Here is a 22944-nt window from a genome sequence, read left to right as displayed (position 1 = left end):
AAACAGGTTATAGAATATAAAAAAAAAAATTAAAATAAAAAACAATTATATCACACAATAAAGATTTAAATTGCACACTAAAAAATATAGATTTAAAATATCATTCTACATCATAAATTAATATAAATAACTATAAACGTGTAAATTGATATAAAAAAATAGAAATATATTTAAACCTTAACAACACAATTATTCTTTATGGAAAATTTATTAAAATTCCCCATGATCAGCGGTGATCATGACGTAGAAATTATGGCTGATAACACAGCAAACTTCACCAGCTCGGGACTTGAGCTTCATGGTAAAATCGGAAATATTACACAGGAAACTTTTATCCGTTTCGAAGAAATTACACTACCTCCTGATGCGGAAATTATTAATGCCTATTTAGAATTTAGCGGAAGAGACAACAGTACTGTCGGATCTGTAATAACAATCAGAGGAGAAATAGGAAACTCTAGTCCTTATCCCGCATCAACAGCCCCTACTACAGGAGCTAATCTTAAAGCAAGAAAATATACTGAGAAAAATGCAGTATGGACTACAGATAAGGTAGTTGCTTCTCAAAAATATACCAGCCCGGATCTTAAAGACGTACTTAAGGAAATGCTTCCCGATAGTGTTAGTAAAGCTAAGCTGTCTTTCAGAATTACAGGAAACGGACAGGGAACCTTCACCATGCATTCATTCAATGGAAATCAAGGCTTAGCTCCTACCTTATATATTAAATATTCATCAAAAGTTAATGTTTCAAAAACTCCTGTATCAACCGGAAGTGATGACGCCAGAGAAAAAACAACCGGAGAAATGACTCTAACCTATAATAATCTGGATTTGGGGGGACGCCCGGATGTTAAAAATAATGCTTTCCGTTTTCAAAACATTCAAATTCCTAAAGATGGAGAAATAACGGATGCTTACCTTGAATTTTATGCATATGGAGTGAGTTCGGCATCCAATATCGAAATTTATTTAGAAATTGGAAATGCAGCAACTTATTCTACAAACACCAAAGATATTACTTCAAGAAAATACAACTCCCAAAAGGTAATATGGCAGGCAGCAGCCACTACAAAAGATAGAATGCCCTTGCGGACTCCTAATTTAAAAGCGCTTATAGTAGAAAATCTATGGAGAGGATGGGAATCCGGAAACAGCTTAGCTTTCAAACTAGTAGGATTAAGTTCCAACAGCGGAACCAAAGTATGTTCATTTGAAATCAATGACACCAACTATATTCCTAAACTGATCATTGAATCTTTACAGGCTGATGGTGATTCTAAAAAGATCGACGGAATATATGATCCGGCTTTAATGACTGAATTATATATCAACGAAATTGCCCCTCAGGGTACAACTGATGAAAGCAGAGATTGGGTAGAGCTTTATAACGATCATGATCAGCCGCTGTATATTAGAGAAGGAGTATATTTATCCAACAAAAAAAATAATAAAACCCTTTATGAAATTAAAAATACGGTTATTCCAGCGAAAGGATATGCCATATTTATTGCTGATAAAACTCCGGAATTAGGTGATGATCAGCTCAATTTTAAAATAGACAATTCAGGTGGAACTTTATTCCTTTCCAGATCAGCCAATGGAAAAATTGTTGAACAAGATAAAGTGACATATCCTGAAATTCCTTTCAATCAAACTTATGGCAGACTTACGGATGGTAAAGGAGAATTTGCTATTTTCATCAACTCAACCTATAAAACTTCCAATGAAAAAGGATTTTTAAGGCTGGAAACCAGTGTAAGCCACACCAGAGGAGTTTATCCTACCGGATTTGAGCTTTCGATTATGGCTCCGGAAGGCAGTACTATAAAATATACACTGGATGGCTCTTTCCCTTCAGAAAAAACTGGTACAATCTATACAAAACCTATCTCTATTCAGAAGACTACCGTTGTTAAATATTATGTTTTTGATGCTAAAGGAAATAATTCAGGAGTAATTGCTCATTCTTATATCTTACAAGACAATTACAAGAATGAAAATTTTCAATACAAAGCCAATATTACTTCCGAAGAATATGCTCAAGGGTTACTACAAATTCCAATCATTTCTATTTCAGCCCTTAATTCAAGTCCTTATCTTCATTTTCAAGCTGTTGTTCCACCAACTTATCAAAGAGTATCATTTGAATATATTGACAGTAATATTAATCCCGGAAATAAAAACTTTTACAGCAATGCCGGCATCAGGCCTTTTGGTCAGGAAAGTATTGCCTTTACAGCCAATCAGGGATTAAAATTTAAATTCAACAAAGACTGGGAAGTTAAAAAAGCCAATTACAATTTTTTTGATCCTATAGAAAATGATCCGAATCCACCTTCCAATAAAATTAATTCATTAGAGCTTAAAGAAGGTCAGGATGGACCATCCCGAATGGTTTTTAACACCGGCATTATGAGATATAGTGAAAAGATCGTCATGAACCTGAAAAAAGAAATGGGGAAATATGCACTTTGCACCAAATATATTCACCTTTTCATTAATGGAAAATACAAAGGAGTCAGAACCATGAGGGATGATTTCAATGAGCAGAATATTGAAGAGTATTTTTGTGATGATGGTAAAAACTACACCAAAATAAACTTCCAGGATGGAGGAATGTATATCTATGGTCCTGCCCCCGGAGCTGTAAAAGATGGAGACGGTGAATTATGGAGAAAAATAAAAAAAGCAGCGGTAACTGATAAAAATCTACAGGCTTTTAAAGAGCTGGTAGATCTTGATGACTTAATCAAGTATCAACTTATGAACATGATTACCGATAATGAATATGAGGCAGTAGCCATCGTTCATAATCTTGCTCCGCAATTTATGAAAGCAAAGTTTATCATTAATGACACAGACGGATCATTCTTTGGCGGCTATGCGTATTCTACTTCAGAAAAAACATTACCTCCTATCGGATTTTTTGGTGGCGGTGGTAATTATAAGTTTAAATGGGATAATTATACGGTAGCATTAGCAGGACCCGGTCAGCTGTTCGGTAGTTTTATAGGAACTAAAACAGATCCTAAAACAGGTAACTTAGAATTCAAAACATTGGTGAAAGATGCCGTGTTAAAATATATTGGTCCGGCTTCAGGTGATTTCCAAGGAAAAGAAGGTGCTCCTTTATCTGTAAAAAACATCCAAAAACATATGATCAACAATGTCAAAGAATTGGATCTTGTGTATAAAATAGATGCTGCATATTTGGGATATCGTAACATACCTAAAGTATATGACGATTGGAAAAACATAGATCACCCGAGAATTCTTACTCAGGTATCTGAGAGAGTTGAATACAATTTAAAAAAATGGCTTGAATATAATTTAGCCCATACCTTCTCTGCTCCAACAATTCAAACAGAATTCAAGATTACAGAAAAAAACACAATATCAATTATTAACCCTAACGATAAAAACAGTAAAATTTATTACACCATCGATGGTAGCGACCCTATGGGAAAAGATGGCAGTATTTCACCTAGCGCCCAATTATATACTTCAAAATTTTCATTGTCTGAAGGGGATTATACTATTACATCCAGAGCTTTTTCACCTAATAACTGGGGACCTATTGCTTCAAAATCTGTAAAAGTAATCTCCGATAAAAAAGGAAAATTTGTTATTTCGGGTATTAATTACAAACCGGAAGTTAATGCCGATGCAGAATTTCTATTGATCACCAATGCAGGGGCCGGGCATTTGGATTTATCCGGATATGCAATATCAGATGCATTTACCTATACTTTCCCAGAAGGAATAATATTAGAAAGTGGTAAAACATTAATGCTGGCCAAGAATATAACTCTGATTACCGGATATCCTGACTTAAATAAACATCAATGGACAAGCGGAAATTTAAGCAATGATGGAGAACCTATTACTTTTATGGACAAAGCCGGAGCTATTGCAGATAAGGTAACTTATAGTAAGAAAGCTCCATGGCCCGCTACAGCTAATGGAAAAGGACATTATCTTAAATTAATTCATCACGACCTTGATAATGAACTTCCGGAAAGCTGGGAAGCAGTACCTATCAACTCTTAAACTATTATTCAATGTATTTACAGCCGGAATTCTTTTCCGGCTTTTCTTATGTTTAAATGATAAGAAGTAAACAGGTGGAAAGCACAATATCGGCTTATTCCGGATTAAGCGCAAAAGTTGTGGAGAATTTGAATTTTATATTAAATACAAAGAAAAACGACGATAAAAAACGGATGGACTTGAATGGGTAATATTTAATTGACCTAGGAAGCAGAAGCGTTAAAAAAATTGAGATTGGATCCGTTAAAAAATTTCCACTGTTTGAGCATGGCTGGAATTTTGAGTCGAAGAAGAAGGGTTTGACTCCATGCGAGTTTGGAAATTTTAGGAGTCAATATCAATTTTTAGCGGATGATTCCAGTCTTGAATTTTTGTATACTTTTGTTTTAAGACAAAAGTATAAATAAGAAAATCATACTTTTCAATTCACATTCATGCATTTCTATGTTGCCACAACTTTTGGGACTGATCCCTTATTCCAATTGTTAAAAGACACAGAAAGTAACAAGCACTATCCATATCTCTAACAAACAAATTAAACGGCTATTTACACAAATATCTGCGACACCCTAATGATCTGAGAAAGTAAATGAAAGAAATCCCATTGAGACTTTATAATGATAAAAAAATTAGGACAAAAAAAATCCCGAAAGAAATTCGGGAAAATCGAGAGCCAACTACGGGACTTGAACCCGTGACCTCTTCCTTACCAAGGAAGCACTCTACCGCTGAGCTAAGTCGGCATCAACTAAAAAAATCACACTAAAAGCGTGATTTTTATTGAGCGGAAGACGGGGGTCGAACCCGCGACATTCAGCTTGGAAGGCTGACGCTCTACCAACTGAGCTACTTCCGCAATTTTGTTTCCAAAACTATTGGTAAACGCTGTGCAAAACTAAGAACTTTTATTTAATCTTGCAAGTTTTTTTTCTAATATAAAATGTGGGGAGAGCAGGATTCGAACCTACGAAGCCGAAGCAACTGAGTTACAGTCAGTCCCATTTAGCCACTCTGGAATCTCCCCTCATGTTTATATTAAATAGAGCCTCCAGAGGGATTCGAACCCACGACCCCGAGATTACAAATCACGTGCTCTGGCCAACTGAGCTATGGAGGCATTTAATACTTAGACTGAAGGTGATTGAGAAACTCTACTCTACACATTTCAGTGTTAAAAAAACCACCGGTTAAAGTGATTTTTGTTGAGCGGAAGACGGGGGTCGAACCCGCGACATTCAGCTTGGAAGGCTGACGCTCTACCAACTGAGCTACTTCCGCAATTTTGTTTCCAAAACTATTGGTAAACGCTGTGCAAAACTAAGAACTTTTATTTAATCTTGCAAGTTTTTTTTCTAATATAAAATGTGGGGAGAGCAGGATTCGAACCTACGAAGCCGAAGCAACTGAGTTACAGTCAGTCCCATTTAGCCACTCTGGAATCTCCCCAAAAGTTTATATTTTATGAGCCTCCAGAGGGATTCGAACCCACGACCCCGAGATTACAAATCACGTGCTCTGGCCAACTGAGCTATGGAGGCAAATATAAAAAAGAATTCAAAAGATCGCTGTTCCTTTTTTGCGAGTGCAAATATAGAACGGATTTTTTGAATTCTCAAATTTTTTATAAACTTTTTTTAACTTTTTTTCTTACGCCATTTCTTTTTTCTTGATTAGTAGCTTTTTAGCAGTATCAACGCAAAGGTCCAAACTTTCTTCAAAACTTGTAGTTGTCTTTTTTACTACGATATCATCTCCTGGAACCGCCAAAATAATTTCAGCCGTTTTATTCGCTTTATCTGAATTATTTTCCACTTTCAAAAAGACTTTACATTCTTGAATTTTGTCATAGAAGGTGTCTAATTTACTTACTTTTTTGTCGATGTGTGTCTCTAGTGGTTCGTGAGGAGTTAAACCAATTGATTGTACTGAAATCTTCATAATTCTTCTTTTTTTGATGCTCGAGGGTGAGCCTGATTAAACACTTTTTTCAATTGTTCAATATTAGCATTCGTATAGACCTGAGTACTGGCAAGACTGGAATGCCCTAATATTTTTTTTACTTTGGAGATCTCCGCCCCATTATCCAACACATGAGTAGCAAAGCTATGCCGAAGGATATGAGGACTTCTTTTTTCTTTTGTTGTTATAAGACTAAGGTACTTATTAACTACCACATAAACAAATTTTTCATTGAGTTTTTTCCCTTTCTTATTCACAAAAAAATATGATTTAAATTCTGCCTGTGGATTTCTTATTTCCAGATAACTTTTAAGAAGTTCAGACAAGTCTTCGGAAATAGGAATTACCCTTTCTTTATTCCCTTTTCCTATTACTTTTAATTCATTCTCATCTATATTAACGTTCTCAAATATCAGGCCACAAAGTTCAGCTTTTCTTATACCGGTCTGATAAAGCACTTCTATGATACATTTTTCCAGCACATCATGCATCTGTTCAAAGACTCTTTCATTGAGATCCGTCATTTCCTCTTTAGACATAGGAATTTGCTTCTCTGCGTAAAATTTCAGGGAAGAAACTCCTTCAGTAGGAGAAACCTTAATTTCCCCTATTTTTAAAAGAAAAAGATAAAAACTACGGAGTGAAGATAATTTTCTATTGATACTTCTTTTAGAAATATTATTTTCACTCAGGTCTACAATAAAATTTCGGATTATTTTTTTGTCAGCTTTAGCGATATTCTCAGAAGATTCTGTTCGGAGATAGAAATGAGAAAAGTCTTCAAGGTCTTTTTTATAGCTTGTAATGGTGTGAGGAGAATACCTCTTTTCGAATTGTAAATATTCTAAAAACTTTTCAAACATCGTTCAGGTATAAAAACAAAAATTCACTTCTCAAATATAAGAATTTAAGAAGTGAATTAATATGTGGTTAAGAAAAATTCTTAAGCCTGCTCTTCTTTGCTAAGTGCTCTTTGTTTGTAAGCCGCTTTTAGTCTAGCTTGTCTTAACGTTACTGAAGGCTTAATAAACTGTTGTCTAGCTCTTAATTGACGAACTGTACCAGTTTTATCAAATTTTCTTTTATATTTTTTTAATGCTCTGTCGATGGATTCCCCATCTTTTACTGGAATTATTAACATATTTTACATCTCATTTTGGATTGCAAAAGTACTTTTTTTTTCATTAACTACAAAATATTTCTCAAAACTTTTTTTCTAAAATCACGAAAGTTCCACATTTAATTGAATTTAATGTAAAAAATTAGATTTTTTTTAAGAAAAAAGAAATACATCAACCAGCATCCCCTTTACAACATTACCATTTACATAACCACCTCATTATCAATGTTTATAAAAAAAATATATTTGCAAAACACAACAATTAAATCGATGAAAAAAAAACTACTCTTATATTTCATTATCTTCTTGTTTTGCATCAATAACAAGCTTTTATCACAAACATATCAGTTAACCGGCAACCCTGTGAACACAACAGGATGGACTATTGTTCCCAGTACAATTGTAAGCGGAGACTTTGTCAGGCTTGTAAACGACCAAACCAGTCAATCCGGAGCCATAAAGCTGAATGATCCTATTAATTTGAAGTATTGTGATAAATGGAGGGTTGAATTTGATTTTAGAATTGACGGAAATGGTACCTCAAACTACGGAAGAGGTGATGGTTTCGCCTTTTGGTATCTTGCAAATCCTCCTATCACCAGTCAGGGAGGATCGGGGTTAGGAATTCCACAGAATGCAGTAGGACTTATGGTAGGTTTTGATATTTACAACAATACTACCGGCAGTGCAATGAGCAAAGTACACCTTGCTTACGGCGTAGTACAAAACACTACGAACACCAATAATATAGAATTTTTTAACACCACAGGGAGTTCGTTCCACTCACCCGATCTCAATTCTACACAACCCTTTGTAGGTACTAATTATAAACACGTAGAAGTAACAGGTCAAATAGACCCCGCAACCCCTGCCAACTGGATCATTACAGTAAGGATTGATGGCAATACCATCACGTCTCAGTCATTTGCACCTTCAGGAAATGCAGCAAATATGACACAGGGATATTTTGGATTTTCCGCATCCACAGGAGCAGCATCAGCAAGAAACTCGATTAAAAATGTGAAAATTTACACAGACAAAGTTCCGGTTCTTCAAAGCACGATTACAAAATCTTTCTGTCCGGGAACCAACTCGATAGATCTTACATCATTCAACGCTCAACTTACTTCCAATCCTAATAATTATATTTTCACTTATTATATTCAGGGAAGCTCAACGCCTATTGCCAACCCTACTAACTTTCAATTTAGCTCAAATACAACGATCATCGTTTCCATTAAAGATTCGACACAGCTCTTATGTGACAATTCCGACAGCAAAATACAACTCAATATCACCCCTGTTTCTACCCCTACGATCACAGCTTCCTCCTCTACTATTTGCTATGGAGGAAATATAACTTTGACATCCGATCAAACTACAGGAAACATTTGGTCCAATGGAGAAACAACACCTTCTATCTCTGTAACAAATCCCGGAACCTATACCCTTACCAACAACTCAACAGGATGTACCAGTTCCCCGGCTTCTATTACGATTACAGGAGAATCAGACCCGAACGTCCAAATCACAGGAAACCAGACATTATGTGAATCCCCCACACAGATTACGGCTTCTTCAGCAGGTACAGGAAATACTTACACCTGGTCAAACGGAACATCAGGAAACACAATTTCAGTATCTGCGCCGGGGACTTATACCGTAACGGTAAAAACTCCGACGGGATGCCAATACCAGAAATCTGTAGATATTGTCCAGGGAGTGATTCCCGTTGTTCAAAATTCCAGCTTAAGCCAATGCTCCAGCTCAACAACAGCAACATTCAATCTTACCTCAGCTCAAAACAGTATTTCTTCAACTCCAGGAGTAAGTTTTGATTATTATATATCGCAGGCAGATGCCGTTGCAGGAAACACCAATACTATTGCTAATCCAACGGCTTATGTATCAGGAAATGCAACCATTTATGTCAGAGTAAAATCTTCTGCACCGTGTTCAAAAGTTGCAGAACTGCAACTTAATGTCAACGTAAATCCCGTTCCTTTTATTACTGCTTCTGCCCAGGCAATATGTGATGGCTCCAGTGTTACTTTAACTTCCAGTCTACCAACAGGCAATACCTGGTCAACAGGAGCTACAACATCATCTATTACCATCAACACTCCCGGAACATATACTTTAACCAATAGCAATGGATCATGCACAAGCAACGCTGTAAGTATAACGATCACAGCAAGCACTAACCCCAATCTTCAGATTACAGGAAACACAACGTTTTGCCAAGGATCTTCTACCACATTAACTGCCACAGCAACAGGCACAGGGAATACTTTCTCTTGGTCTAATGGTCTAAATACCAATACAAATACGATTACAACCCCAGGAACTTACACTGCAACGGTGACAACAGCTACAGGATGCCAATATCAAAAATCAGTCACTGTGGCAATGGATCCTTCAATTATCATCAACATAGCTACACCTGCAGAAATCACCTGTACAACTTCACAAGTTACTTTAAACGCCAGCACTTCCGTTTATCAACCCGGAGCTACATTCTTATGGACAGCAACAGGTGGTGGAAACATTGTTTCCGGAGGAAATACCCTTACTCCAACCGTCAATAATGGAGGAAATTATACGCTCAGAATTACCAGTGCGACTCCGAATGGATGTGTACAACAGTCATCAGTTACTGTTATAAGAAATACGACCTCACCAACTGTTATACTTTCATCTCCTAAGCTGACCATTTGCAGAGGAGAATCTGTTACGATAACAGCAAGTGGAGCGACAACCTATGTATGGGCATCTCTTCCCGGAACAGGAAACACACAAACAGTAAGTCCTAGTAGTGCTACCACATATTCTGTAACCGGCACCGGAGCCAATGGCTGCACATCAACCGCCAATATTACTATTAATGTCGTCCCTGAAATTGTATCAACATTACATGATATCGAAATTTGTCAGGGAGACACAACCATCCTGGATGCAGGACCGGGAGCCAATTACACATACCTATGGAACAACGGAGCCACTACACGTACTATTAACACAAACACTGCAGGAACTTATACTGTAACCATAAATAATGGATATTGCTCAAAAACATTTAGTTCGAAGGTTTCATATATCCCAACTCCACAAATTCTGGAAGTGATTTATAAAGATCCTGTTTTAACCATCATTGCGAAGAATAGCGGAGTTACACCACTTGAGTATTCCATTGACGGTGGAGTAACATGGCAGTCTTCTAATATCTTCCAGGTACTCAGAAACACAAAATACTCTATTTCTGTAAGAAACAAAGGGGTAAACTGTTCTTCAAACACAGAATATTACACTTTCTTTATGGCCAATGTTATCACTCCTAATAATGATGGAATTAATGATGTAATCGATTTTACCACCATTAGTAAATATGGAAATTTTGAGGGAAATATTTTTGACCGATACGGAAAATCTATTTTCAAAATCAGTATACAGACCCCTGTATGGGATGGAAAATACCTTGGAAACCCTTTACCTACCGGAACTTACTGGTATAAATTATCATGGGAAAACCGAATTACCAAGAAACCTGAGGAATTATCCGGGTGGGTCCTTTTAAAAAACAGAGACTAAAATTTAAATGAGGTTGTCTCAAAAAAATCAAACAATTAACTTTTGAAATAGCCTCACTTTTTATTATTGATTGAAATCACAATTTGACAAAATCATTATTATTAAAAAAAGCCATAAATAATATTAAAGGTATTTAAACAAAATATTTTATCTTTGCATTCACTTTATTCATGGGGTTGACTGGTTTCGACAGCAAGACCAATGGGTAAGTAAGCATGCAGAGAACCGTAGCGCGATCTCTATAATCCCTTGCTACAAAATTTTAACTGGCAACGAAGAGTTCGCTCTTGCAGCTTAATATCGAAGTATAGTAGATTCAAGCGTTTTCCCGAAGATTTTAGTAAGGAAGCAAGATATTCCACAAATGCTCTGTTCTGCGGCATTTGAGTCTGGGATATAGGAATGCGGAAATAAGGCTGTAGAAGCTTCGGCTACAGCACGAAAATTTTAGAAGATAAGCTGAAAGTTGGGTGTCTGCTCTCTGCTTTCAGTCGAAAACCAATAGTAGAATAAGCATGTAGAAAGCTTATGTATTGCTTGTTTGGACGAGGGTTCGAATCCCTCCAACTCCACTAAAAGAGACTTAGATACTAAGTCTCTTTTTCATATCTACTGTTCATCAAAACTGCATCATCCAATTATTAAGGTCTTCATCTGATGGAATATTCAATTGTTTTCGTAATCTATTTTTCTTGGTTTCAATTCCTCGAATAGTCAAGTGATTATAATGAGCAATTTCTTTAGTAGAGAAATTAAGACGAAGCAATGCACAGAATTTAAGTTGTCCTGAGGTAAGAAAAGGATAGGTTTCCGATAGTTTTTTATAGAATTCCGGATAGATTTCTTTGAATCTGGAAAGAAATGCAGGATCATCAGACTTCGCCAATTGAACAACTTCCTCAAAAGCATCATTCACTTTATCTTCCAAACTGGAAATCATTACTTCTTTTTGTTGCTTTTCTTTTCTTTCCTTTTGATAACGCTTAAAATATCTTGTGGCATAAGATATAATAATAAGCAATATAACTAAAACACCTCCTAATATGAGATAAAACCGATTGACTTGTTGTTTATTTTTTTCATTGGTCTGTATGGATTCTTTATTGACAGCTTTCTTTTCTGCATTACGCAAGCTGTCATCCAGTCTTTTGTATTTATTCCTATACAACAAAGAGCTTTTGTAATCCTTTTGTTTTTCATAAACAAGAGCAAGATTATCATAAATATCTTTTAGCTGATAGGGTCTTGTACTAAGTTGGGTCATAGATAAAGCCTGTTTTAGATAAAAGAGAGCACTATCTTGTTTATTCCCTTTATAGTAGAAAAGTCCGATATTACTAGAAATGAAACCTAAGTTTGCCGTATCTTTTCTTAAAATCGATAGTCTCATTGCCTTTTGGCTGTAAAAAAGTGCTGAATCAAGCTGATTTACATCTGAAAAATAACGCCCCATATTAGAATACAATGAAAACAATGGTACTTCTTTTTTTTCCTTGTCTTTCATTTTTTCATACCATCTCAAACTTTCCCTAAGATAAGCCAACGTACTATCATCAGAAGACATTCCCATTTCACCTCTAAGAATCACCAAATCACTAAATAACGATCCTTTTCCTACAAACAAATCATCTCCTTTTAATTTTGAAGCTTTATCTAGTGCTTGCTTAAACAAGTTTTCTGCCTTATTATAAATCCCTAATTTCATATAAGCTACAGCTCTCATACGAATAGCAAGCATTTCAAAAAAAGGATCATCAAGCTCGCGTGCATAATCCTCCAGTGGTACTGAATATTCTATTAACTTTTCATATTCTCCAAGATCAAGATACACTACGGTAACACGATACATTGCTCGCATTTTTTCTTTCTCATAACCTCTTTTATCTGCAATATCAACATATTTAAAAAGTTGTTTTAAAGCTTCCTTTTTATTTGGCATATTAAAAGCAGCAATTTTCCCCAAACTGTCTATTTGTTTGGAAGTATATTTTTGTCCTGAAAAATGCACAGAGATAAAAATTACAAAGAATAAAAAAAGTATTTTTTTCACCAGTATATCTATTTGTGTTTTTATGATTTTAAGCAATTCAAAAAAAATACCATTTTCAAATGGAACCCATATTGTCTAATATGCAAAACAATCTGAAAGTCAAATAGAACCTTTCAAAGATTCATCCATTTTACGTAAACACTCCTCATCCATATATTGTAACACAAAAGTTCTGGTAATTATTTTTCCTATGGTTTTGCTCTCAATAAAAATTAAGAATTTCTTTGTGATCAATTCTATTTTTATAGAATGAATTTCCGTAATAGGAATCTCTACCTGCCTATAAAATTGCGGAAAAAACCTTCCACCCATCGGATGATATTCTTTTATACTCAATACCATTTCAGAATTTTCCATTTCAATATATCTCAGATTAAGAAAAAGAAACGATGCAAAAACAATTAATATAAAAATAGTCAATCGAATACTATACAAATAGATAGAATTAACATAAAACAGACATGATATCACCAAAATAAACAACCCCAACATAATACTGAAAATATAAAAGTACATCCAGAAATTAATCTTCTTTTTATTATCAATTTTGATCATCTTTTTTATTCGGAATTAAAAATAGCAGCCACCAAGGCGACTGCTATTCAAAGAGCCCCTGAATAAGAGTTCATGGAAAAACACAAAACACATATCACTATCGACGTATTTAGAAAATGAAAAATATGATTCGCTTTGATCACATTTTTCATTTTATTTTCGTTTTGATGATACAGAATTAATGAACCACTTTTATAAAATCCCCAGTTCTATATAACGCACCTATCGGTAATCCCGCAGAAACCGCTGCTGCATTATCTGCATATTCATTACACCCTTCAATGATTGCAGGGGTAAGGTCCGAAGCCTGCTTTACAATATGAATTTGTGCAACAGGTGTATTGATCCCAACCCCAATTCTTCCTTCAAAATAATTTTTAGTATCCGATCCCTGTGAATATAAATTATAAGCGTTAGCTGCAGTATCTCCGGTAAAACGGTATCGACTTATGAAAAGTCCAAAAGAGTTCTGAATATTTTTTGTCCCGTTATTATTACCGGTAGTAATAGCCAATCCAGTTAATCTGGAAATATTATAATTCCCGGACCCTATAAAATCAGTATAAGAACTCATTACCTCTATAGATGCATTTGAATTAAAGGTACCGGTAATATTAGGGGCAAATTGAGTAATAAATCCTCGAATCTGAGGAATGTTAAATATCCCATTTCCATTCAATCCAATATTACTTTTATAACCATACAACCAATTAACATTTGCTGTATTTCCATTAAAAGCAGAGACAAGGACGTTCGTATTAATACCCCGCATATCACTCGTCGATAAATTCCCTGAAAGCGCCATACCAGTTGTACCGGAAGACATACCAAATACATACCCACCACCATTTACAGCATTATCCACCATTTGTGTAGAGATTCCTATCTTATCTCCTCGCTTATTTGAGGTCAGTATATTTTGAATACCATGGGAAGTTCCTGCTGTTCCCGAGGTATTATTTTCATAAACAGAAAGATTACCAACAGGTATTACTCCCGGATCAAATCCAACAGCGACTTTCCCTGTTTGATAAATATTCTGAGTATTAGCAGATGCCTGGGTGTTTGTCCCTGAAACATTCCAAGGCTCCTGACCTCCGCTTGTCAAAGCTTTCCATACACTACCATCAAAGTAATAATACCCGACAGTAGTCACATTAACAGTTTTTGTTGTTGTATCAGCAGGAAGTAATGCCTGGGTAACGTAGATAATCGCACCGGTCTGGAGAGTATCATAATTAATATCTTTTGCTTTCAGTTCAGCTCCTGTTAACCTTGGCGCTATAAAACCATCAGTTTTCGCAAGGTCCGAAGGCGAAGATACGACATCCAATGTGGCCTTAGGAGTAGCTGTGTTGATTCCGACTTGAGCGTACGCAATAGAGGAAACAGCAATTGTTGCTGCTAATAATAATTGTTTTTTCATCTTGTTTGTGTATTAAATTATATTACAATTTTAAAATTGATCAGGCCTTACAATAGCCCGGTTAAAAGTTTATCAATTTTTTCAGATAATTTTTTAGCAAAGTAAATCCCAAATCATGACAACATACAAAAAAAGCACTATCTCAAATCTACGTCACCAACATAACACATTGAAAACCAATATAATTTTTAACAAAACAGTATACAATAAACTTTCTTCAAATAATAAAAAAGAGAGCCTTAAACGAAAGACTCTCTTTTCAATTTCAACTTTTTTACAACAATTTACCGGGTGACAATCCAAATTGTTTTTTAAATGTAAATGAGAAATGGGACAAATCTTCAAACCCAGATCAAGATAAATCTCCGAAGCTTTCTTTCCTTTTTCAAAAAAAATATTAAGCCTGCTGAAGTCTTCTTTGAAGCAACCATTTTCCCGGTTCTATTCCGAATATTTTTTCAAAATCTCCTTTAAGTTTAAATAAAGCTAGACTTATATTTACTGCTTTTCTGGAAAATTATTCCCCTTTTATTTTTTTAAACCATTCAATATAAGCTTCTACGGCTTTTTGGAGAAAGGCTTTAGTATCTTCATCTTTTAAGTTTCCGTTTTCGTCCCAAACCTTATCTATATGAGGGAGATAAACTTCCGGCTGCTGCATGGTAAGAATATTAAGAAAAACAAAACATTGCCTTATGTGATGATTTGCCCCAAAAGCAGATAAATTACCAGGAGAATTACTAAATACTGCCCCAGTCTTTCCGTCCCAACTATTTTTACCCGCCGGTCTTGAAGCCACATCCAATGCATTTTTCAATGCCGCCGGTATTGATCTGTTGTGCTCGGGTGTTACAAAAATAATCCCATCGATGTTTTTTATTTCGTCTCTGAACTTCACATAAGATTCGGGAACATTGTTATGATCATCAAAATCCTGATTGTATATAGGCAGCTCCCCGATGGAAATAATTTCAAAGACAAACCCCTGAGGCACCATGGAAAGTAATGCTTTTGCAATCTTCTTAGAAAAAGATTCCTTACGCAGACTTCCGGCTATAATTCCGATTACTTTGCTCATTATATTAATATTTAAGATGGTTATCTATTATGAGCAGCAAAAACAATGCGAAAACTAATCTATCTAATAATAACTACCACAATTTCCGTACGTTATAAGAAATAGCTAATTTTATGCAAAAATTTATAGTATGTCCATAACAAATGAATATGAATTGACCGGAATGCAGAAAATAAGTGATGTTGTCGCTTATACATTGAAAGAAATGGTTCAATACGCCAAACCCGGTATGAGTACAAAGGATCTTGATGAGTACGGAGCGAAAATACTATCTGATTTAGGAGCAAAATCCGCTCCTTATCTTACTTATGGATTTCCGGGATGGACCTGCATCAGTGTAGATAATGAATTCTGTCATGGAATTCCTACCCAAGAACGAATTCTAAAAGAAGGAGACTTAATCAATATTGATGTTTCCGCAGAAATGGATGGTTTTTGGGCAGATAATGGCAGCTCTTTTATTATTGGTGAGGATATTCACGGACATCAAAAGCTCGTGAATGCATCCAAAGATATTTTGAAAAAAGCGATCAACAATATAAAAGGAGGTGTAAAAATTGCAGATATAGGGCACTTAATGGAAACCGAAGCAAAAAAAAGAGGTTTTAAGGTCATTAAAAATCTTGGTGGCCATGGTGTAGGAAGGAGTTTACACGAAGAACCGGATGAATTATTAAATTATAAAAACCGTTTTGATACCAGACGATTTAAAAAGAATTCCGTAGTGGCTATCGAAACATTTATTTCAACTTCTTCCAATATTGCAGTAGAGCTTAATGATGGCTGGACTATGGCAGGCAATAAAGGTGGCTATATGGCTCAACACGAACATACTATATTAATTACTGATGGAGAGCCTATCATTTTAACAAAAATGAATGAAATACTGAATTAAAATAATAAAAGAAAGGAAAACTCGATATCCAGTCATACCGATGCCCCTGGTTCCCACACATAATAAAACTGGCTCCTGTACCTATAGAACAATAAGAACCTATTATTAACTTATCCACATCATTTCTATCTGGAAGTAAATAGCGAGCACATTCATCAAAAGAATGTCCATGGTAATATCCTGAATAATAAGAATATTTGCCGGCAATAATATTAGGATTTTGAATATGGTCTTGGATGATTTTGCCTTTAAAAGGACTTTCAAAGAAATTTTTCATTTTTATAGCTTTTAAAATATGACAATAAAAGAATAGTGCTTACCACTACTCTTTAAAAAGACAATTTGTCAATTCAAAAAAGCTAACGTATTAATTTCATAACATCCAAATATAGGTAAAAAACCTTAGACTTTCGTTTCATTTTTACTCCCGAAAGGACAAAAAACAGTTTTTTTCAAAACATTTTATCTGCAGAATATAGCCGTTTATCAGAAAATAAAATTTAATACGCTATAATACAGTAAAATATAAACGACTGAAAACTAAAACACTAAAGTATCAATATCTAAAATGAAGGCTTGCTCTCCACAAAAAAGACTAAAAAAATGTTTTATCGTAAAGAATTTTATATATTTGCACCATCTAACAATTAAAAAAATAATTTACTATGTCAGACATTGCATCAAGAGTAAAAGCTATCATCGCTGATAAGCTTGACGTTGAAGAAACAGAAGTAACTCCTGAAGCTAGCTTCACTAACGATTTAGGAGCTGATTCACTAGATACAGTTGAATTAATCATGGAATTTGAAAAAGAATTCAACATTCAAATCCCTGATGATCAAGCTGAAAAAATTACTACTGTAGGACACGCTATCGCTTACATCGAAGAAGTAGTAAATAAATAATATTCTTCAACAAAAAAGAAAATTTTAAAAGTTTATGGAATTAAAAAGAGTAGTTGTAACCGGATTTGGAGCAATAACACCAATAGGAAATAATGCAAAAGAATACTGGGAAAATCTTGTGAAAGGTGAGAGCGGTGCCGCTCCGATTACTCTTTTTGATGCCACAAACTTCAAAACAAAGTTCGCTTGTGAGGTGAAAAATTTCGATCCATTACAGCATTTCGATAAGAAAGAAGCTAAAAAAATGGACCGAAATACTCAATTGGGACTTGTTGCTGCCAGAGAAGCAGTAGTACATTCAGGCATTATTGAAGATAATGTAGATAAAAACAGAGTTGGTGTAATTTGGGGCTCCGGAATCGGAGGTCTGGAAACATTTGAAACAGAAGTATTAGGATGGGCCAATACGGAAATCCCTAGATTTAACCCGTTCTTTATTCCTAAAATGATTGCAGATATGACTCCTGGTCAAATCTCAATTGAATACGGTTTCCACGGACCTAATTATACAACGGTATCTGCATGTGCTTCTTCAGCTAATGCTATTATTGATTCCAAGATGCTTATCCAGCTAGGAAAAGCAGACGTGATTGTGTGCGGGGGCTCTGAAGCAGCCGTTACAGCAAGTGGTGTCGGTGGATTCAATGCAATGATGGCACTTTCTACAAGAAACGATGATCCAAAAACAGCTTCAAGACCTTTTGACAAAGACAGAGATGGATTTGTATTAGGTGAAGGTGCAGGATGTATCATTCTTGAGGAATATGAGCACGCGGTAAAACGTGGAGCTACAATTTATGCAGAATTATTAGGAGGTGGTATGAGTGCAGATGCATATCATATGACTGCTCCGCATCCTGAAGGCCTTGGCGCTTATCTGGTAATGAAAAACTGTCTGGACGATGCAGGCTTAACTGCTGATGAAGTAGACCATATCAATATGCATGGTACGTCTACTCCATTAGGAGACATCGCAGAATCCAATGCAATTTCGAAGTTATTAGGCGAGCATGCTTATGACATTCAGATCAATTCTACTAAATCAATGACAGGTCACCTTTTAGGGGCTGCAGGTGTTATTGAAGCTATCGCTGCATTGGGAACTATTATTCATGGTACTGTTCCTCCTACCATCAACCATTTTACTGATGATGAAAAGATTGACAGCAGACTAAACTTTACGTTTAATACCGCGGTGAAGAAAGATGTAAAAGTAGCCATGAGCAATACTTTTGGATTTGGCGGGCATAACGCTTGCGTTCTATTTAAGAAAATCTAAATTCAATGAATGGAGTTACAGAAATACTTTTCTAAATTCCTTCTCAAAAAAAGAAAAAGACAATTAACGGAGAGAGATTATTTTCTTAGTACTGAACTTAGTAAAGTTTTAGGTACTGAGGTACAAAATATTGCTCTTTACCGCGAAGCTTTTTCTTTAAAAAATTCTTCTAAAAATCAAGACAGCAACTACGAAAGGCTTGAATTTTTGGGAGATTCTGTTTTGGGTACAATTATTTCTTGTCATTTGTTCCAAACTTATCCTCAGGCTAATGAAGGATATTTGACACAAATGAAATCTAAGATTGTTAATAGGAAAAACCTCAATAAATTAGGAGAAGATCTCAAGCTTACCAACCTTTTGCAAAAGCAAAACAGTTCTTCGGCTTTGGGAGAAAATATCTCCGGAAACTTATTTGAAGCTTTAATCGGTGCCGTTTACCTGGACTTCCATTATGATACTTGCAGAAAGATCATTTTGGAAAAATTGTTAACGCCTTCCGAAATCAATAAGCTTGAAAATAAAATTGTGAGCTACAAAGGTCTCTTGCTTGAATGGAGCCAGAAAAAGAAGGTAAACATCAAGTACGAAACCTGCGAAGAAATACAGGCCAATAAAGCCGTTGTATTCAGATGCTATGTATGGTTAGGTGATGAAAAAATCGCTAATGCAACAGAAACATCCAAGAAGAAAGCAGAGGAAAAGGCAGCACAAAGAGCATTTTATATTTTAAATAAAAAAGAAAATATACTTGGAAATTCAAAAGCTTTATGATTTCGATGATATAGAATTTGAAGATATTGCCATAGGATTGGTAAGATTAGCCAAAGATATACCCGCTCATGAGTTTTTTTATAAAATAAATCAAACTAATGATCTCAATTTTTCAAGAAAGAAGGACCTGGTTTTCCACGGAGATTATTTTGATTATTTTTTTCCAAGATTTGAAGCATACCACAAGTATTCAAAGACATGCTTCACTTTTATTTCAAACAAATCTTCCGAAAGTAAGCAAAAAAAAGTTCAGACAGAGCTCTTTACAGAAGAAGAAAACATTAAATTTTTATTAAATAATCAGGTAGATGTAGAATATATTCTGCATACTTCGGAACAATTTCCTGATTTTTCCGTAATTTTGCTCCCTGAAAATCTTGTATTTCCAATTCAAGATTATACACTGAGTTCTGACGAAGAACTTTATCAAATTATCCAGTATTATGAATAAGTATTTAAAGAAGACAAAAATTATCGCAACACTAGGGCCTGCTTCATCATCGAAGGAGGTAATGTTAGATCTGATGAAAGCGGGTGTTGATATTTTCAGAATAAATTTTTCACATGCAGATTATGACTTAGTTCGAAAAAATATTGAAATAATTAGAGAACTAAACAGCGAGTATGGGTATTCAGTGGGAATTCTAGGAGATCTTCAAGGACCTAAGCTAAGAGTAGGTGTTGTAAAAGAAGGTTCTTATCTAAATCCTGGTGACATTCTTACCTTCACCAACGAAAAGATGGAGGGAGATTCTACTAAGGTATATATGACTTATCAACAGTTTCCACAAGATGTAAAAGTTGGAGAGAGGATTCTTATCGACGATGGTAAACTTGTATTGGAAGTTATTGAAACTAACGAAAAAGATACTGTAAAGGCAAAAACCATTCAAGGAGGACCGCTAAGCTCTAAAAAAGGAGTAAATCTGCCTAATACACAGGTATCCCTTCCTGCGCTAACAGAGAAAGATGTTCAGGACGCTAACTTTATGATGGACATGGAAGTTGATTGGATTGCTCTTTCTTTCGTACGTCATGCTCAGGACATCATTGACCTGAAAGAATTAATCGCTAAACATCCAAACGGCAAATTCAAAACTCCGATTATTGCGAAGATTGAAAAGCCTGAAGGGGTTAAAAATATTGAAGAAATCTTAGTGGAATGTGATGGGCTTATGGTTGCTCGTGGAGACCTGGGTGTAGAAGTTCCAATGGAAGAGGTTCCTGCCATCCAGAAAAACCTGGTAGAAAAGGCAAGATTCTATTCTAAACCTGTAATCATTGCTACACAGATGATGGAAACAATGATCAATAGCTTAACGCCAACAAGGGCGGAAGTAAATGACGTTGCCAACTCTGTATTGGATGGTGCCGATGCGGTAATGCTTTCAGGAGAAACTTCTGTAGGTAGATATCCGGTACAGGTTGTGGAAAATATGGCTAAAATTGTGAAAAACATTGAGACCACTCACTTCTATCAACACAAGAACGAACCGATCGAGAAAGATTACAACTGTATCGATGAGAGATTCATCACGAACAGGGTATGTCTTGCAGCAGTAAGAATTGCAAAAACTACGAATGTTTCTGCTATTGTTACGTTGACTCATTCAGGGTATACAGCATTCCAGCTTGCAGCTCACAGACCTAACTCTCATATCATCGTTTATAGTGGTAACAGAAGAGTAATCACGATGCTTAACCTTCTTTGGGGTGTTCATGCATACTATTACGATATGAAGAAGTCTACGGATGAAACAATTATCCAAGTAAATATGCTAACACACAATTATGGGTATATTGAAACTGGAGATTTCGTAATCAACATCAATGCCACTCCATCGTATGAAGGTGGTAAAACGAATACGTTGAGACTAACAACAGTATAGGCAATAGGCAAAATTACTTTTTGTCAAAGCATATAAAAAACTCCCGGAAATTAATTTTCGGGAGTTTTTATTTTATTATGTAAAAAGAGTATTGATGATTAACTCAGTATATTTTGTAAAAGGTAATTTGTCATTGACTCCGTCGAATCTTCGATTTCTGAACGCAACGTAGTGAAGTAAAGAATCTCAGAGATTCTTCGGTTCCTCGTAATGACATTGGTATAGATTTAGAAATATCTTAATTACCTACAATAGTTCTTGCCGTTACAAACTCTTTTAAAGCCAGTAAAGACAGCTCTGTTCCATATCCTGAAGCCTTTGAACCTCCAAATGGAAAACGAGGATCAGAACTTGTCATTCTGTTAATATTTACCGTTCCGGATTCAAGGTTGTCAATAAAGAATAATTGGCGGGCTTTGTCTTGAGTCCAGACAGAATTAGAAAGTCCGAAAGGAATATCATTAGCAATTTGTAATGCATCTTCATCGTTCTTAGCTGTCATCACCATTCCAAGAGGGCCAAAAAGTTCTTCTTTAAGAATTGGATTTCCCTCCTGAACTCTGATTAACCCCGGTTTAAATTGATTCTCTGAAATTCTTTCCAAAGGAATAATGATTTCTGCGCCATTCTCTAATGCTCTGTTGAATTGAGCTTCCAATTCATCTGCTAAGTCAGGTCTTGCCATTCCGGCCAGCTTGGTTTCCTTATTTAAAGGATCTCCAATTTCATATTTTTTATATTCTTCAATAAAGATTGGTAAAAATTTTTCTTCAACCTTTTCATCGATAATAAATCTTTTTGCCGCGGTACAAGTCTGTCCACAGTTTTGAAGTCTTGATTTGGCTCCCGCTTTAGCTGCTTCTTCCAGATCTGCATCTTCAAAAATAATGAAAGCATCGCTTCCTCCTAGTTCAAGTAAAGATTTTTTAATATTTAGGCCTGCAATTGAGGCAACTTCTCCACCTGCTTTTCCACTTCCTGTAAGACTTACTCCTTTCACAACATCATGTTCAAGAATTTCTTTAACAGCTTTATGTCCTACTTCTAGATTTTGGAAAATACCTTCAGGGAACCCTGCTTCCAAAAGAACTTCTTCGATAGCATTTCCGCTTCCGAAACAAATTGAAGCATGTTTTAAAACTACCGTATTTCCGGCCAATATAGCAGGAATAGCAAATCTTAATACCTGCCAGAAAGGAAAGTTCCAAGGCATTACCCCTAAAATTACTCCTTTTGGAACATAATGAACTTCAGAATATGTAAATTCAGATTCAATATTTTCCGGTTTTAATATATTTTCAGCATCTGCATAATAATTCATCATTAAGGCACATTTTTCTACCTCAGCAATGGATTCTGAAATCGGCTTATTC

Annotated in this window: 16 protein-coding genes, 7 tRNA genes, 1 other RNA gene and 1 pseudogene; 9 read left to right on the top strand and 16 right to left on the bottom strand. The window is 35.5% G+C overall.

The annotated features are described in order from the left end of the window. Positions 1–198 precede the first annotated feature (198 nt). On the top strand, positions 199–4053 hold the full coding sequence (locus CW752_RS08505) for a lamin tail domain-containing protein (RefSeq protein ID WP_101239306.1): 3855 nt from the start codon (positions 199–201) through the stop codon (positions 4051–4053). Positions 4054–4724: 671 nt separating this feature from the next. On the opposite strand, the gene CW752_RS08500 is transcribed toward CW752_RS08505, so the two are convergent. The 10 genes from CW752_RS08500 to rpsU all read right to left on the bottom strand — a co-directional run bounded on the left by CW752_RS08500 (position 4725) and on the right by rpsU (position 7153). Further along, positions 4725–4796, bottom strand: a tRNA-Thr gene (locus CW752_RS08500). Between the two features lie 40 nt (positions 4797–4836). Beyond that, positions 4837–4909: transfer RNA gene (locus tag CW752_RS08495), tRNA-Gly, on the bottom strand. Between the two features lie 87 nt (positions 4910–4996). After that, positions 4997–5077 (bottom strand) — tRNA-Tyr (locus tag CW752_RS08490). Between the two features lie 19 nt (positions 5078–5096). Then, positions 5097–5170, bottom strand: a tRNA-Thr gene (locus tag CW752_RS08485). A gap of 88 nt (positions 5171–5258) precedes the next feature. Next, a tRNA-Gly gene (locus CW752_RS08480) sits at positions 5259–5331 on the bottom strand. 87 nt (positions 5332–5418) lie between these two features. Continuing rightward, a tRNA-Tyr gene (locus CW752_RS08475) sits at positions 5419–5499 on the bottom strand. An 18-nt stretch (positions 5500–5517) separates the two neighbouring features. Beyond that, positions 5518–5591 (bottom strand) — tRNA-Thr (locus CW752_RS08470). 109 nt (positions 5592–5700) lie between these two features. Further along, positions 5701–5991 carry an HPF/RaiA family ribosome-associated protein gene (locus tag CW752_RS08465; protein WP_101239305.1) on the bottom strand — a complete coding sequence of 97 codons (291 nt, stop codon included), beginning with the start codon at positions 5989–5991 and terminating at the stop codon, positions 5701–5703. Beyond that, positions 5988–6875 (bottom strand): tyrosine-type recombinase/integrase, encoded by an 888-nt coding sequence (locus CW752_RS08460; protein ID WP_101239304.1) that lies wholly within the window; start codon positions 6873–6875, stop codon positions 5988–5990. Before CW752_RS08460 ends, CW752_RS08465 begins: the two co-directional genes overlap by 4 nt. 80 nt (positions 6876–6955) lie before the next feature. Continuing rightward, the gene (gene rpsU / locus CW752_RS08455; protein WP_034687383.1) at positions 6956–7153 is read right to left on the bottom strand and encodes a 30S ribosomal protein S21; all 198 of its coding nucleotides are present in this window, start codon (positions 7151–7153) and stop codon (positions 6956–6958) included. Between the two features lie 249 nt (positions 7154–7402). On the opposite strand from rpsU, the gene CW752_RS08450 reads away from it, so the two are divergent. Next, positions 7403–10720, top strand: a complete 3318-nt coding sequence (locus tag CW752_RS08450; RefSeq protein ID WP_101239303.1) for a T9SS type B sorting domain-containing protein — start codon at positions 7403–7405, stop codon at positions 10718–10720. Between the two features lie 172 nt (positions 10721–10892). After that, positions 10893–11295, top strand: a transfer-messenger RNA (tmRNA) gene (gene ssrA, locus CW752_RS08445). Positions 11296–11339: 44 nt separating this feature from the next. Here ssrA and CW752_RS08440 read toward each other — a convergent pair. The 4 genes from CW752_RS08440 to CW752_RS08420 form a co-directional block, all read right to left on the bottom strand. Next, positions 11340–12770 carry a hypothetical protein gene (locus CW752_RS08440; protein WP_133121668.1) on the bottom strand — a complete coding sequence of 477 codons (1431 nt, stop codon included), beginning with the start codon at positions 12768–12770 and terminating at the stop codon, positions 11340–11342. 99 nt (positions 12771–12869) lie between these two features. Beyond that, entirely contained in the window at positions 12870–13127 is a 258-nt protein-coding gene (locus tag CW752_RS16750) for a hypothetical protein (protein WP_133121667.1), read from the bottom strand. 376 nt (positions 13128–13503) lie between these two features. After that, entirely contained in the window at positions 13504–14751 is a 1248-nt protein-coding gene (locus tag CW752_RS08430) for a hypothetical protein (RefSeq protein WP_101239300.1), read from the bottom strand. 517 nt (positions 14752–15268) lie between these two features. Continuing rightward, on the bottom strand, positions 15269–15829 hold the full coding sequence (locus CW752_RS08420; RefSeq protein WP_101239299.1) for an NADPH-dependent FMN reductase: 561 nt from the start codon (positions 15827–15829) through the stop codon (positions 15269–15271). Positions 15830–15959: 130 nt separating this feature from the next. Here CW752_RS08420 and map point away from each other — a divergent pair, with 130 nt between their 5' ends. After that, on the top strand, positions 15960–16724 hold the full coding sequence (gene map, locus CW752_RS08415) for a type I methionyl aminopeptidase (RefSeq protein ID WP_101239298.1): 765 nt from the start codon (positions 15960–15962) through the stop codon (positions 16722–16724). Positions 16725–16728: 4 nt separating this feature from the next. Here map and CW752_RS08410 read toward each other — a convergent pair. Next, positions 16729–17001, bottom strand: a pseudogene (locus CW752_RS08410) (type B chloramphenicol O-acetyltransferase); the annotation flags it as partial. Positions 17002–17389: 388 nt separating this feature from the next. Here CW752_RS08410 and CW752_RS08405 point away from each other — a divergent pair. From CW752_RS08405 to pyk, 5 genes are read left to right on the top strand one after another with little or no spacing between them, the layout of a single operon-like run. Next, positions 17390–17629: an acyl carrier protein gene (locus tag CW752_RS08405; protein ID WP_002976354.1), complete on the top strand. Its 240-nt coding sequence runs from the start codon at positions 17390–17392 to the stop codon at positions 17627–17629. A gap of 34 nt (positions 17630–17663) precedes the next feature. Beyond that, positions 17664–18908 carry a beta-ketoacyl-ACP synthase II gene (gene fabF / locus CW752_RS08400; RefSeq protein ID WP_101239297.1) on the top strand — a complete coding sequence of 415 codons (1245 nt, stop codon included), beginning with the start codon at positions 17664–17666 and terminating at the stop codon, positions 18906–18908. Positions 18909–18917: 9 nt separating this feature from the next. Beyond that, a complete protein-coding gene (gene rnc, locus CW752_RS08395) occupies positions 18918–19682 on the top strand; it encodes a ribonuclease III (RefSeq protein ID WP_101239296.1) in 765 nt (254 codons plus the stop codon). After that, complete coding sequence (locus CW752_RS08390) at positions 19660–20133, top strand: IPExxxVDY family protein (RefSeq protein WP_101239295.1); 474 nt, start codon at positions 19660–19662, stop codon at positions 20131–20133. Before rnc ends, CW752_RS08390 begins: the two co-directional genes overlap by 23 nt. Beyond that, a complete protein-coding gene (gene pyk / locus CW752_RS08385) occupies positions 20126–21571 on the top strand; it encodes a pyruvate kinase (RefSeq protein WP_101239294.1) in 1446 nt (481 codons plus the stop codon). The genes CW752_RS08390 and pyk overlap by 8 nt, the downstream gene beginning before the upstream one ends. A gap of 238 nt (positions 21572–21809) precedes the next feature. On the opposite strand, the gene CW752_RS08380 is transcribed toward pyk, so the two are convergent. Further along, positions 21810–22944 (bottom strand): aldehyde dehydrogenase family protein (locus CW752_RS08380; RefSeq protein ID WP_101239293.1); only part of this gene is annotated, 1135 nt, incomplete at its 5' end.

The organism is Chryseobacterium sp. PMSZPI (assembly GCF_002835665.1).
GTDB lineage: Bacteria > Bacteroidota > Bacteroidia > Flavobacteriales > Weeksellaceae > Chryseobacterium.
Note: the sequence above shows the minus strand (reverse complement) of the source record. Positions and strands in the feature narration are given on the sequence as shown.

Coding starts and splice junctions, on each gene's coding strand:
- CW752_RS08465 (WP_101239305.1), bottom strand. CDS start 5,991: ATGAAGATTTCAGTACAATCAATTGGTTTAACTCCTCACGAACCACTA.
- CW752_RS08450 (WP_101239303.1), top strand. CDS start 7,403: ATGAAAAAAAAACTACTCTTATATTTCATTATCTTCTTGTTTTGCATC.
- CW752_RS08420 (WP_101239299.1), bottom strand. CDS start 15,829: ATGAGCAAAGTAATCGGAATTATAGCCGGAAGTCTGCGTAAGGAATCT.
- rnc (WP_101239296.1), top strand. CDS start 18,918: ATGGAGTTACAGAAATACTTTTCTAAATTCCTTCTCAAAAAAAGAAAA.
- pyk (WP_101239294.1), top strand. CDS start 20,126: ATGAATAAGTATTTAAAGAAGACAAAAATTATCGCAACACTAGGGCCT.
- fabF (WP_101239297.1), top strand. CDS start 17,664: ATGGAATTAAAAAGAGTAGTTGTAACCGGATTTGGAGCAATAACACCA.
- map (WP_101239298.1), top strand. CDS start 15,960: ATGTCCATAACAAATGAATATGAATTGACCGGAATGCAGAAAATAAGT.
- rpsU (WP_034687383.1), bottom strand. CDS start 7,153: ATGTTAATAATTCCAGTAAAAGATGGGGAATCCATCGACAGAGCATTA.
- CW752_RS08430 (WP_101239300.1), bottom strand. CDS start 14,751: ATGAAAAAACAATTATTATTAGCAGCAACAATTGCTGTTTCCTCTATT.
- CW752_RS08405 (WP_002976354.1), top strand. CDS start 17,390: ATGTCAGACATTGCATCAAGAGTAAAAGCTATCATCGCTGATAAGCTT.
- CW752_RS08460 (WP_101239304.1), bottom strand. CDS start 6,875: ATGTTTGAAAAGTTTTTAGAATATTTACAATTCGAAAAGAGGTATTCT.
- CW752_RS08505 (WP_101239306.1), top strand. CDS start 199: ATGGAAAATTTATTAAAATTCCCCATGATCAGCGGTGATCATGACGTA.
- CW752_RS16750 (WP_133121667.1), bottom strand. CDS start 13,127: ATGGAAAATTCTGAAATGGTATTGAGTATAAAAGAATATCATCCGATG.